Below are 11,856 nucleotides of genomic sequence, written 5' to 3'. Positions count from 1 at the left end.
TCCTTCGGCAATTCCGGACGGAAAACCGGCATCCACTTTTCCTGGAATTGCCTTGCCGGACCGGACACGACCCGGCGGAATAGTCTTCCGGACGCACTGGCCCGGCGGAATCCCTTGATCCTTCCTTCGGCAATTCCGGACGGAAAACCGGCATCCACTTTTCCTGGAATTGCCTTGCCGGACCGGACACGACCCGGCGGAGTGAATGGCAGGGGAACAGGCGTTCCCACCCCCCCCCGCGTCAGCCCGCGACGAAGCGGTAGGCCATCCCGTCCTTTTCCACCGTGCCCTGGCCCGGATGCGGCAGGTGATAACCGATGATGCGCGACTTGTCGGCGGCGAGCCTGTCGATCAGGGCCGTGCGCGTCTCGATCCCCTTCTGCGGGTCATGGTCGCTGCCCGACGGCCATTCCGGATGGGCAAAGGAAATGACCGCGTTGGAAATGGCGTCGCCGATGACCAGCATGGACTCCGAACCCGAATGCAGCATGTAGGAGATGTGGCCGGGCGTATGGCCGGCCGTGTCCACCGCTTCCACGCCCGGCACGACCTCGTCGCCGGGCTTGATGAGGTTGATGCGGTCTTCCAGGAAGGCCAGCCGGTTCTGCGCGCCGACCACGAAGGACTTGCGCTCTTCCGGCATGTTGTCCAGCGTGTCATCGGCCCGCCAGTAGTCCCATTCCGCCTGCCCCATGTAGTAATTGGCGTCGGGGAAGACGAGTTCGTCGAAATCGTCGACCAGCCCCCACAGATGGTCCGGGTGGGCGTGGGTGAAGATGACATCCGTCACCTCGGCGGGATCGATGCCGGCTTCCTCCATGTTTGCCAGCAGGTCTCCGGCGGTGGGCATGAAATTCGGGCCGGACCCGACATCGAAGATGGCGAGCCTGTCACCGGACCGGAAGAAGGTGACATTGCAATCCGGGGTGACGGCGTCGGTCGCCATGCCATTTGCCTTCAGCAGGGCTTCCATTTCGGCGGCCGGCACGTCAGGGGCGATGAAGGAGAGCGGCAGCGTCAGCGTGCCATCGGAAACGATCGTCACCTCGGCGTCGCCCAGCGTGGCATTGCCCACGGCACGGGCCTGGCGCGCAGACAGGCCAAGGGCGAGCGCGGCCAGTCCGGCGCTGCCCAGCATCAGCGTCTGCCGGCGGGTCAGATTGAAACGGTCGGCGATGACCTTGGGGTCACGGCGCATGATTTCCTCCCTGAAAACGGTTCTGTTGGATGCAGGAAAGCACGTCCGGCACAAACATTCAATTGTTTGAATTTGTTTTCGTGGGCTTCTGTCGGCCATGGTGATTGACCCGCCATGGAAATTCCAACATACTCGGTAGTATGTCCGGAGCAAGGAGGAGCCGGGAATGAGGTTCGCACGCGTCAATGGCGTGGCGATTCACTATGGCGATACGGGAGAGACCGACCTGCCGGTCCTCGTCTTCGCCAATTCGCTGGGCACCGATTTCCGCATCTGGGACGGCGTCGTGGAGGCGCTGTCCGGCCGTTTCCGCATGGTCCGCTACGACAAGCGCGGCCATGGCCTGTCGGATGCCGCGCAGCTGCCCTGCCGGATCGGGGACCATGCCGGCGACCTCATCGCCCTGATCGGCCATCTGGGCATCGCACGCGCGCATGTCTGCGGGCTGTCGGTGGGCGGCATGATCGCGCAGGCCGTCGCGGCGGCGCGCCCCGCCCTCGTGGACCGCCTGGTGCTGATCGGCACCGCGGCGAAGATCGGCGACACCGAAAGCTGGAACCAGCGCATCGCAACCGTTGAAGCCGGCGGCATCGCTGCGCTGGCAGACGGCGTGATGGAGAAGTGGTTCACCGCCGGTTTCCGCAAGCCGGACAACCCGCTCTTTTCGGGCATGAAGACCATGCTCACCCGCACGCCGGCCGAAGGCTATGTCGCCACCTGCGCGGCGCTGCGCGATGCGGACCTGACGGCCTCGACCGCCGCGCTCGATCTGCCGGTGCTGGCGCTCGTGGGTGCGGAGGACGGCTCGACCCCGCCGGCGCTCGTGCAGGCCATGGCGCGCAGCATTGCCGGCGCGCGTTTCGAGGCCATACCCGGCGCGGGCCACATTCCCTGCGTCGAACAGCCGGAGGCGACCGCGCGCCTGATCGGCGACTTCCTTTCAGAACCCGGCGGCGCCTGAGCGCTGCGGAAAACAACCAGACCGTCTCTCCCGGAGGACCTATGAGCGACATCGTCACCGTCACGCGCGATCAGGAGATCGCGATCGTCACCATCGACAATCCGCCTGTCAACGCGCTCAGCCACGCGATGCGCAAGCCGTTGAACGAGGCGCTTGTCGCGTTGCGCGACGACGATGCCGTCAAGGGCGTCGTGCTGGCCTGCGCGGGGCGGACATTCGTTGCCGGCGCGGACATTTCCGAATTCGGCGGACCGCGCCTGGAGCCGAGCCTTCTCGACCTCATCGCCACGCTGGAGAGCTATGGCAACAAGCCGACGGTGGCCGCCATTCACGGCACGGCGCTTGGCGGCGGGCTGGAACTGGCGCTCGGATGCCGCTACCGCGTGGCAGTCCCACAGGCCATGTGCGGCCTGCCCGAGGTCAAGCTCGGCCTCATTCCCGGCGCGGGCGGCACGCAGCGCCTGCCGCGCGTCATTGGCCCGCAAAAGGCCCTGGAGGCGATCGTCGCCGGTCGGTTCATGCCGGTGAAGGAATGCCTGGCAGACGGGCTGGTGGACGCCCTCGTCGAGGACGAGGACCTGACCGCCGGTGCGGTCGATTTCCTGCGCAAGGCCATCCAGGACGGCAAGCATCCGCCGCTGCCGCGCGACCGGGAGGACAAGATCGCCGCCGCGCGCGCCGACATCTCCGGCTTCGACGCGCTGGTGAAGGATGTGACGAAGAAGGCGCGTGGGCTGGACGCCCCGCTCGCCTGTGCCCAGTCCGTGCGCAATTCCATCACCATGACCTTCGACGAGGGCTATGCGGAAGAATTGAAGATCTTCCTCAAGCTGCTCGATTCGGACCAGTCGCGCGCCCAGCGCCATCTCTTCTTCGCCGAGCGGGAAGCCGGCAAAGTGGCGGGCGTGACGAAGGACGTGAAGCCGCGCGCGGTGAAGAAGGCCGGCGTCATCGGCGCGGGCACGATGGGCGGCGGCATCGCCATGTCGCTGGTCAATGGCGGCATTCCCGTCACGATCCTTGAAATGGCGCAGGAACCGCTGGACAAGGGCCTGGAGCGCATCCGCAACAATTACGGCATTTCCGTCAAGCGCGGCTCGATGACGGCGGCGGACGTGGACAAGCGCATGGCGCTGTTCACGCCGACGACCTCCTATGACGATCTCGCCGATTGCGACATCATCATCGAGGCCGTGTTCGAGGAAATGGGCGTCAAGGAGCAGGTGTTCAGGAAGCTGGACGAGATCGCCAAACCCGGCGCGGTGCTGGCCTCCAACACCTCCTATCTCGACGTGGACCGGATCGCATCCTTCACCAACCGGCCGCAGGACGTGGTCGGCATGCATTTCTTCTCGCCAGCCAATGTCATGAAGCTGCTGGAGATCGTGCGCGGTGCGAAGACAGCGCCGGATGTGCTTGCCACCGCCATGGCGGTGGGCAAGAAGGCGAAGAAGGTGCCGGTGGTCGTGGGCGTGTGCCACGGTTTCGTGGGCAACCGCATGCTTGCAGCCCGCTCGGCGCAATCGGAGGCGCTGCTGCTGGAAGGCGCCATGCCGGAAACGGTGGACAACGCGTTCCGCGACTTCGGATGGCCTATGGGTCCGTTCCAGATGTATGATCTTGCCGGCAACGACATCGGCTGGCGCACGCGCAAGTCGCTCGGCAAGACAGCCGCATTGGGTGATCCGCTGTGCGAGGCCGGGCGCTATGGCCAGAAGACGGGTGCAGGCTGGTACCGCTACGAGGACGGACGCACGCCGCTGCCCGACGAATGGGTGGAAAAACTGATCCTCGACACGGCTGCCGCGCAGGGCGTGAACCGGCGCGACATTTCCGCCGACGAGATCATCGAGCGGACCATCTATCCGATGATCAACGAGGGCGCAAAGATCCTGGATGAAGGCATCGCACAGCGCGCCTCCGACATCGATGTCGTCTGGATCTACGGCTACGGCTTCCCGGTTGGCAAGGGCGGGCCGATGCACTGGGCGGAGACCGTCGGGCTCGACACCATCGTCGAGCGCCTCGACCATTGGCATGGCCGCACGGGCAATGCGGTGTTCGAGGTCTCGCCGCTTCTGCGCAAGCTGGCGGCCGAGGGCAAGCGCTTCAAGGACGCCGCATGACGCCATTGCCCGCCCCGCCAGCCGGCGGCTGGCCCTGGGAAAAGGTCTATCCGGGAGGACGCCTCCCGGACGCCGAAACGCTGGCGCTGTTTCCCATCCAGTCGATCCTGGAGGACGGGGCGCACGACCATGCCGGCCGGATCGCGCTGGAATTCAGAGGCCGGGCAATCACCTTTGGCGAACTTGACCGGATGGCGGCTGAGGCCGCCGCCGGTTTTGCGCGCGCGGGCGTCAGGAAGGGCGATCGCGTCGCCGTGCTGCTGCCCAACACGCCCGCTCATCCGGTCACCTTCTTCGGCCTGATGAAGATCGGTGCCGTGGTGGTGCATCTCTCCCCGCTCGATGCGCCGGCGGTGCTGGCGCACAAGCTCACCGATTCCGGTGCGCGGCTGCTTGTCTCGTCGAATTTCGGCGCGCTTGCCACCGGGGCTGCCCTGCTGGCCGAAAAGGGGCTCGTGGACCGGGTGGTGGTGTTCGACGATGCCGCCTGGGGGCCGAGCGGCGACACGGGCGCCATGCCGGCAGGACCGGCCATTACCACTTACGACGACTTCACCGCCGGGGCGGGCGACCCGCCCGAAGTGGCGACGCACATCGACGATCTCGCCCTGCTGCAATATACCGGCGGCACGACCGGCATGCCGAAGGCGGCCATGCTGACACACCGAAACATTTCCGGCGCGGTATCGTCCTATACCGCATGGTATGACATCTGGGGCCTGGTGAAACCGGATGGCGAGAAGGTTCTGGTCTACCTGCCGCTGTTCCACATCTACGGCCTGTCCGCGGTCCTGCTGCGCAGCCTGAAAGGCGGAAACACCTGCCTGCTGCGCACCCGTTTCGATCCCGTGGCGGCGCTCGACGAGATCGAGGCCGGGGCCAATGTCCTTCCGGGCGTGCCGACCATGTGGATCGCCATGACGCAGACGCCCGGCTTCGAGAAACGCGACCTTTCGGCGCTGACGCTGGCTGCATCGGGCGGCGCGCCCATGCCGGTGGAAGTGGCGCGCAGGTTCACGTCGAAGACAGGGCTGGAGCTTCTCGGTGGCTGGGGCATGAGCGAGACGTCGCCTGCTGGCACGAACCTGCCGCGCGGCTGGCCGCAAAAGGCGGGCACGATCGGGATTCCCCTGCCCGGCTGCTTCCTGCGCGTGGTCGACCTGGCCGATCCTGCCCGCGAACTGCCGCAGGGGGAGACCGGCGAACTGGCGATCCGCGGCAACAATGTCACGGCGGGTTACTGGAACCGGCCCGAGGAAACGCAAGCGAGTTTCGCGGACGGCTGGTTCCTGACCGGCGACATCGGCTTCATGGACGAGGACGGCTTCTTCACGATCGTCGACCGCAAGAAGGACATGATCATTTCCGGCGGCTTCAACGTCTATCCGCAGATGATCGAACAGGCGATCTACACGCATCCGGACGTGGAAGAGGCGCTGGTGATCGGCGTGCCGGACGGCTATCGCGGCGAGAGCGCCAAGGCCTATGTGAAGCTGCGCGAGGGCGCCCCCGGGCTGACCCTGGAGGCATTGCAGGCGCATCTGAAGGAGCGGCTCGGCCCGCATGAAATGCCGCGTGCGCTGGAAATCCGCGACGCCCTGCCGCGAACGCCGGTGGGCAAGCTTTCCAAGATCGATCTCAAACGCGAGGCGGGCGCACAGGCGCGTGCCGCCCTCAATCACCCCAAGGGAGAAAACCATGGTTGACGCCGTCATCGTATCCACTGCCCGCACGCCCATCGGCAAGGCCTATCGCGGCGGGCTGAACAACACGCCCGGCGCGACGCTGGGCGGCCATGCCATCCGCCACGCGCTGGAGCGGTCCGGCCTGGAAGGCGGGCAGATCGAGGACGTCATCATGGGCTGCGCCATGCAGGAAGGCGCGACGGGCCTGAACGTGGCGCGGCGGGCGCTGCTGACGGCGGGCCTGCCTGTCTCGGTCGCGGGCACCACGATCGACCGGCAGTGCTCGTCCGGCCTGCAGTCCATGGCGCTGCTGGCCAACGCCATCCGCAATGACGGCGTGGAAGCGGGCATCGCGGGCGGCCTGGAATCGATCAGTCTCGTCCAGAACGACAAGCGCAACACCTACATGCTGAAGGACGACAACCTCATGGCGATCAAGCCGGAGGTCTACCTGCCGATGATCGACACGGCGGAGATCGTGGGCAAGCGCTACGGCATTTCGCGCGAGCAGATGGACGAATACGGCCTCGAAAGCCAGCGCCGCACGGCGGCGGCGCGCGAGGCCGGCCGTTTCGACGCCGAGATCGCGCCGATCAAGGCCACCATGGCCGTCATCGACAAGCAGACCAAGGAAGTGAGCCACAAGGACGTGGAGATCGCCCATGACGAGGGACCGCGCCCGGAAACCACGGCGGAAGGCCTGGCCGGGCTGAAGCCGGTCTATGAGGGTGGCACGATCACTGCCGGCAACGCCTCGCAGCTTTCCGACGGCGCTTCGGCCAACGTGATGGTCTCGTCGAAATTCGCCGAACAGAAGGGCCTGACACCGTTGGGCATCCTGCGCGGCTTCAACGTGGCGGGCTGCGAGCCCGACGAGATGGGCATCGGCCCGGTCTTCGCGGTGCCGCGCCTGCTCAAGCGCCACGGGCTGACCGTCGACGACATCGGCCTGTGGGAGTTGAACGAGGCCTTCGCCGTGCAGGTGATCTATTGCCGCGACAAGCTGGGCATCGACCCGGCGAAGCTGAACGTCAATGGCGGGGCGATCTCGGTCGGCCATCCCTACGGCATGAGCGGATCGCGTCTTGCCGGTCACGCCCTGATCGAGGGCAAGCGGCGCGGCGTGAAATATGCCGTGGTCACCATGTGCATCGGCGGCGGCATGGGCGCTGCCGGCCTGTTCGAGATCGTTTGAGGAGAGACGGCGATGGATCTTCGCTTTACCGACGAGGAAAACGCCTTTCGCGATGAGGTGCGCGCCTTCTTCCGCGAGGCGCTTCCCAGGGACATTCACGAGGCCATGATCCATGGCGAATATCCCGACAAGGAAGGGCTGGTGCGCTGGACGCGCATCCTGAACGAAAAGGGCTGGGCCGTGCCGCACTGGCCGGAGGAATGGGGCGGCACGGGCTGGGACCCGATGAAGCAGTACATCTTCCTGGAAGAGCTGCAGAAATTCCCCTGCCCTGCGCCGCTGGCCTTCGGCGTGAACATGGTCGGCCCGGTGATCTACACGTTCGGCAACGAGGCGCAGAAGAAGCACTTCCTGCCACGCATCGCCAATCTGGACGACTGGTGGTGCCAGGGCTTTTCCGAGCCCGGCGCCGGCTCCGACCTCGCCTCGCTGAAGACGCGAGCGGTTCGCGACGGCGACCACTACATCGTCAACGGCCAGAAGACCTGGACGACGCTGGCGCAATATGCCGACTGGATCTTCTGCCTGGTGCGCACCGACACGCAGGCCAAGAAGCAGGAGGGCATTTCCTTCCTGCTGATCGACATGAAGACGCCGGGCATCGAGGTGCGTCCGATCGTGACCATCGACGGCGGACGCGAGATCAACGAGGTGTTCTTCACCGACGTGAAAGTGCCGGTGGAAAATCTCGTGGGCGAGGAGAACAAGGGCTGGGACTACGCCAAGTTCCTGCTTGGCAACGAGCGCACCAACATCGCGCGCATCGGCATGTCGAAGCAGCGGATCGCGCGTATCCGCGAACTGGCAGCCAAGGAAATGTCGGGCGGGCGGCCGCTGATCGAGAACGCGCGCTTCATGGAAAAGCTCGTCTCGGTGGAGATCGACCTGAAGGCACTGGAAATGACGCAGCTTCGCGTCGTGGCCGCCGATGCCAAGCGTGGCAATACCGGCAAGCCGGATCCGGCCTCCTCGATCCTCAAGATCAAGGGATCGCAAATCCAGCAGGCCACCACCCATCTCCTGATGGAGGTGATGGGTCCCTATGCCATGCCGCTGCAGCACGACACGGGCGATGGCTGGAACGAACCGCCGGTGGGGCCCGACTACGCCGCCCATGCCGCGCCGTCCTATTTCAACAACCGCAAGGTTTCGATCTATGGCGGCTCCAACGAGATCCAGAAGAACATCATCGCCAAGGCGGTGCTGGGGCTTTGAGACCCGGACAGGACACGGACAATGGACTTTGATCTGAGTGAAGAGCAATCCATGCTCAAGGACGGGCTCGACCGGATGCTCGCCAATGAATACGGCTTCGAAAGCCGCAGGAAGCACATGGCCGAGCCGGAGGGTTACAGCCAGGCGATGTGGGAACGCTATGCCGAAATGGGCCTGATGATGCTCCCCTTCGCGGAGGGCGATGGCGGCCTGGGCGGCGGGGCGGAAGACATCATGCTTGTCATGGAGAGCTTCGGCCGCGCGCTGGTGCTGGAGCCATGGTTCGCCACCGTGGTGCTTGGTGGCGGCTTCGTGCGCGAGGGCGGCAGCGACGCCCAGCGCGGCGGACTGGTGCCCGCCATTGCCGACGGTTCGCTGAAACTGGCCTTCGCCCATGTCGAGCGCCATGCGCGATACGACCTCGCCCATGTGGAAACCACGGCGACAAAGCAGGGCGACGCCTATGTGCTCAACGGCGCCAAGAGCATCGTCCTCAATGGCGATTGCGCCGACAAGATCTTTGTCAGCGCCCGCATTTCCGGCGACGTGCGTGACGAGGACGGCCTCTGCGTCTTCCTGGTCGACGCGGACGCGGCCGGGCTTTCGCGGCGCGGCTACCGGTTGCAGGACGGCACACGGGCGGCGGACGTGACGCTGGAAAACGTCACGGTGGATGCGTCACGGCTGTTCGGACCGGAGGGCGGCGCCTTTCCGCTGATCGCCAAGGTGACCGACCAGGCCATCGCGGCGCTCTGCGCGGAAGCGGTCGGCATCATGGAAACCATGGAGACGCTGACGGTCGACTATCTCAAGACGCGCAAGCAGTTCGGCGTCGAGATCGCGAAGTTCCAGGTGCTGCAGCATGCCGCCGTGGACATGTTCATCGCTCTCGAACAGGCCCGGTCCATCACCATGTATGCGACGATGATGGCCGACAGCGACGATGCGCAAGAACGCGGACGCGCCATATCCGCGGCCAAGGCGGAGATCGGGCGCGGCGGGCGGCTGGCCGGCGAAAACGCCATCCAGCTTCACGGCGGCGTGGGCATGACGATGGAATATGCCATCGGGCACTATTTCAAGCGCATCACGATGATCGACATCCTGTTCGGCGACACCGACCATCACCTGGCGAAGCTGACAGCGCAAGGCGGGCTGTTCGAGGCTGCTTAGGGGCTGGCAAAGACCGATGAAAAAGAAGCCGCTGCGGTGTCAAACCGCGGCGGCTTCGCTGTTCTGGCCGGCCTTCCGGGGCGCGCAATAGATGTCGTACAGCGTCTCCAGCACACGGCAGACCTTGTCGGAGGTGACCGAGTAGAAGATCGTGCGGCCGTCGCGCCGCGTGGATACGAGCTTCAGCGCCCGGAGCTTGGAAAGCTGCTGGGACAGCGCCGACTGGGTCATGCCCACGGCATCGGCGAGCGGCTGCACCGCCATCTCCCCGTTCATCAGGTGGCACAGGATCATCAGGCGATTGGAATTGGCCATCACCGCCAGCAGGCCCGCGGCATCCTCCGCCGACTTCTCGATCTCGCCGATATCCATCTGCATCTCATGGCCCTTGACTTGTGTCGTCATCGCTCACATCTTCTATCTTGCATATATGAATATTTGCACATATATAGCAACTAGAGCAGCGAAAGACAAGCGGCCTCGAAAAAAGACACCCTGGAGGGAAATCGCATGGAAACGGATTTCACGCCCTATCAATCGCTTTTCGGCGGCGTCCTGATCGGATTGTCGGCGGTGATGCTGATGGCGTTCAACGGGCGCATTGCCGGCATGACCGGCATTCTCGGCGGAATTCTCCCGCCTTACGCTAAGGGCAATGGCTGGCAGATCGCCTTCCTGATCGGCGCCATCGCCGCGCCGGCGCTCTACATCGCGGCTGGCGGCGTCGTGCCGTTCGCCGTGCCGGTGTCGATGCCGGCGATGATCGTCGGCGGCTTCATCGTCGGCATGGGCGTCGTCTACGGGTCGGGCTGCACCTCGGGGCACGGGGTCTGCGGCATGGCGCGGTTCTCGCCGCGCTCCATCCTGGCGACCATCACCTTCATGATCACGACCGGGCTTACGGTCTATGTCATGCGCCACGTAATCGGAGGCTGAGCACGATGAAACCGATAATTTCCGCACTCGCCGCCGGCCTCGTCTTCGGATTCGGCATCGCGATATCCGGCATGGCGAACCCGGCCAAGGTGGTCAATTTCTTCGATATCGCCGGCGCCTGGGATCCAAGCCTCATCTTCGTGATGGGCGGTGCGCTGGTTCCCACGGCCATCGGCTACCGCATCCTGTTCGGCGCCACCCGGAAGCCGCTTTTCGCTGCGAAGTATTTCGTGCCGACCAGCCGCACCATCGACGCCAAGCTGATCGGCGGATCGGCGGCCTTCGGCGTCGGCTGGGGCATTGCCGGCTTCTGTCCCGGAGGTGCCATTCCGGCGCTGGGTGTCAGTTTCGGCCCCACCGCCATCTTCCTGGTGGCCATGATGGCCGGCATCGTCGCCGCCCGCATGGCGCTGCACCGCTCACTCAGGCTCAACGCCGCCTGAACGAAACGCAAAGTCAAACCGAGGAGCAAACCATGTCCCTGCCTTTCACGCCCGATCTGTCGGTCAAGCCGGAAGTGACTGCTTTCTTCGACGAACCGACAAACACGATCTCCTATGTCGTCAAGGACCCGGCCTCCAAGGCCTGCGCGGTGATCGATTCGGTGATGGACATCGACTACGCGGCCGGACGCATCACCTATGACGGTGCCGACCGGATCATCGATTTCATCAAGGAAAACGGGCTCAAGCTGGAGTGGATCATCGAGACCCATGTCCATGCCGATCACCTGTCCGCCGCGCCCTATATCCAGGGCAAGCTCGGCGGCAAGCTGGGCATCGGCGAGAACATCAGGATCGTGCAGGACACGTTCGGCAAGATCTTCAACGAGGGCACGGAATTCCAGCGCGACGGATCGCAGTTCGACCGCCTCTTCACCGATGGCGACAGCTACCAGATCGGCGCGATGACCGCCCATGTGATGCACACACCCGGCCATACGCCGGCCTGCATGACGCATGTGATCGGTGATGCCGCCTTTGTCGGCGACACGCTGTTCATGCCGGACGGCGGCTCGGCGCGCGCCGATTTCCCTGGCGGCGATGCGCGCACGCTGTACAAATCCATCAAGCGGGTCCTGTCGCTTCCCGGCGAGACAAGGCTCTTCATGTGCCATGACTACGGCCCGAACGGCCGCGACATCCAGTGGGAGACCACGGTCGCGGCGGAACGCGAGCACAATATCCACGTGCGGGACGGGGTGAGCGAGGACGAATTCGTCGCCATGCGCGAGGCGCGCGATGCCACGCTCGACATGCCGAAGCTCATCATCCCCTCTTTGCAGGTGAATATGCGCGCGGGCCAGTTGCCTCCGAAGGACGAAAGCGGCAAGACGTTTCTCAAGGTCCCGGTCAACGGGCTTTGAC

The 11,856-nt window shown here is 64.9% G+C and carries 11 protein-coding genes; 9 read left to right on the top strand and 2 right to left on the bottom strand.

Annotation, left to right across the window (positions count from 1 at the left end):
- Positions 1–241 precede the first annotated feature (241 nt).
- Complete coding sequence (locus ACLB6G_RS15180; protein ID WP_410357038.1) at positions 242–1,198, bottom strand: MBL fold metallo-hydrolase; 957 nt, start codon at positions 1,196–1,198, stop codon at positions 242–244.
- 166 nt (positions 1,199–1,364) lie between these two features.
- Here ACLB6G_RS15180 and pcaD point away from each other — a divergent pair, with 166 nt between their 5' ends.
- From pcaD to ACLB6G_RS15150, 6 genes are read left to right on the top strand one after another with little or no spacing between them, the layout of a single operon-like run.
- A complete protein-coding gene (gene pcaD / locus ACLB6G_RS15175; protein ID WP_410357037.1) occupies positions 1,365–2,159 on the top strand; it encodes a 3-oxoadipate enol-lactonase in 795 nt (264 codons plus the stop codon).
- A gap of 41 nt (positions 2,160–2,200) precedes the next feature.
- Positions 2,201–4,285, top strand: coding sequence for a 3-hydroxyacyl-CoA dehydrogenase NAD-binding domain-containing protein (locus tag ACLB6G_RS15170; RefSeq protein WP_410357036.1), 2,085 nt, complete (start codon positions 2,201–2,203; stop codon positions 4,283–4,285).
- Positions 4,282–5,991, top strand: a complete 1,710-nt coding sequence (locus ACLB6G_RS15165) for an AMP-binding protein (protein ID WP_410357035.1) — start codon at positions 4,282–4,284, stop codon at positions 5,989–5,991. The genes ACLB6G_RS15170 and ACLB6G_RS15165 overlap by 4 nt, the downstream gene beginning before the upstream one ends.
- Positions 5,984–7,165: an acetyl-CoA C-acyltransferase gene (locus ACLB6G_RS15160; RefSeq protein ID WP_410357034.1), complete on the top strand. Its 1,182-nt coding sequence runs from the start codon at positions 5,984–5,986 to the stop codon at positions 7,163–7,165. The genes ACLB6G_RS15165 and ACLB6G_RS15160 overlap by 8 nt, the downstream gene beginning before the upstream one ends.
- Before the next feature lie 12 nt (positions 7,166–7,177).
- Positions 7,178–8,380: a pimeloyl-CoA dehydrogenase large subunit gene (gene pimC / locus ACLB6G_RS15155; RefSeq protein ID WP_410357033.1), complete on the top strand. Its 1,203-nt coding sequence runs from the start codon at positions 7,178–7,180 to the stop codon at positions 8,378–8,380.
- Positions 8,381–8,401: 21 nt separating this feature from the next.
- Positions 8,402–9,553 carry an acyl-CoA dehydrogenase family protein gene (locus tag ACLB6G_RS15150; protein ID WP_410357032.1) on the top strand — a complete coding sequence of 384 codons (1,152 nt, stop codon included), beginning with the start codon at positions 8,402–8,404 and terminating at the stop codon, positions 9,551–9,553.
- A 39-nt stretch (positions 9,554–9,592) separates the two neighbouring features.
- Here the strand turns inward: ACLB6G_RS15150 and ACLB6G_RS15145 are convergent, their stop codons facing one another.
- The gene (locus tag ACLB6G_RS15145) at positions 9,593–9,925 is read right to left on the bottom strand and encodes an ArsR/SmtB family transcription factor (RefSeq protein ID WP_410357162.1); all 333 of its coding nucleotides are present in this window, start codon (positions 9,923–9,925) and stop codon (positions 9,593–9,595) included.
- A gap of 138 nt (positions 9,926–10,063) precedes the next feature.
- On the opposite strand from ACLB6G_RS15145, the gene ACLB6G_RS15140 reads away from it, so the two are divergent.
- From ACLB6G_RS15140 to ACLB6G_RS15130, 3 genes are read left to right on the top strand one after another with little or no spacing between them, the layout of a single operon-like run.
- Entirely contained in the window at positions 10,064–10,489 is a 426-nt protein-coding gene (locus ACLB6G_RS15140; protein ID WP_410357031.1) for a YeeE/YedE family protein, read from the top strand.
- Between the two features lie 5 nt (positions 10,490–10,494).
- The gene (locus tag ACLB6G_RS15135; RefSeq protein ID WP_410357030.1) at positions 10,495–10,932 is read left to right on the top strand and encodes a DUF6691 family protein; all 438 of its coding nucleotides are present in this window, start codon (positions 10,495–10,497) and stop codon (positions 10,930–10,932) included.
- A gap of 32 nt (positions 10,933–10,964) precedes the next feature.
- On the top strand, positions 10,965–11,855 hold the full coding sequence (locus ACLB6G_RS15130) for an MBL fold metallo-hydrolase (RefSeq protein ID WP_410357029.1): 891 nt from the start codon (positions 10,965–10,967) through the stop codon (positions 11,853–11,855).
- The last annotated feature ends 1 nt before the right edge of the window (position 11,856 follow it).

It is taken from the genome of Zhengella sedimenti (assembly GCF_046506625.1).
Lineage (GTDB): Bacteria > Pseudomonadota > Alphaproteobacteria > Rhizobiales > Rhizobiaceae > Zhengella > Zhengella sedimenti.
The sequence above is the reverse complement of the archived record's forward strand: the minus strand, read 5'-3'. Positions and strand labels throughout refer to the sequence as shown.